The organism is Streptomyces deserti (genome assembly GCF_054782695.1).
The window spans coordinates 1-516 of record NZ_BAAGRZ010000140.1 but is presented as its reverse complement, the minus strand read 5'-3'; the positions used below and the strand labels follow the sequence as shown (position 1 = coordinate 516).

The following is a 516-nucleotide window of genomic DNA, read 5'->3' as shown; positions in this document are numbered from 1 at the left end:
CATGGCCTCAGACTCTGTTGCCCTTGTATGTTGCTGAGGTGTGATAGTGGATATTACCGTTCCAATTCCGCCTAGTGACCCTGAGGTCATATTCAGTTCCTGGGATACAGGAATCAATTGCGACGACTGCTGAGCAAATGGGAAGGTTGATTCATCAAATTTAACCTGATTGCTCGTGAATAATTTTCCCGTTTTAGTATCTAATATACGATAGGCCTTGCGTTGTGGATCAAATCCTAAGAATACCCCTGCGATTGAGGTTTCTGTCAGTTTTCCATATCGTAATTTTTGTGGGATGGTCGCATATGCTCTACACCCAAAAATGTGTAAGCGATCTATATTAATGTGATCGTCTTTATCATTATACCATAAGTTCACGGGGATTTGATTTGCTCTTGCTGCAATTGGAGTTCTGTTAATAAGATACGTTGCAGTTAGTAGGGCTTCTGGCCAATAGTCTGTAGGTACCCGCCCACCGATGAGTAAACATCTGGTTTTTTCTTCAAGAGATCTATG

Annotated in this window: 1 protein-coding gene; it reads right to left on the bottom strand. The window is 41.9% G+C overall.

Annotation, left to right across the window (positions count from 1 at the left end; translation table 11 throughout):
* On the bottom strand, positions 1–378 hold a 378-nt coding region (locus ACYVMZ_RS39460), incomplete at its 3' end, for a hypothetical protein (protein ID WP_461088160.1).
* Positions 379–516: the final 138 nt, after the last annotated feature.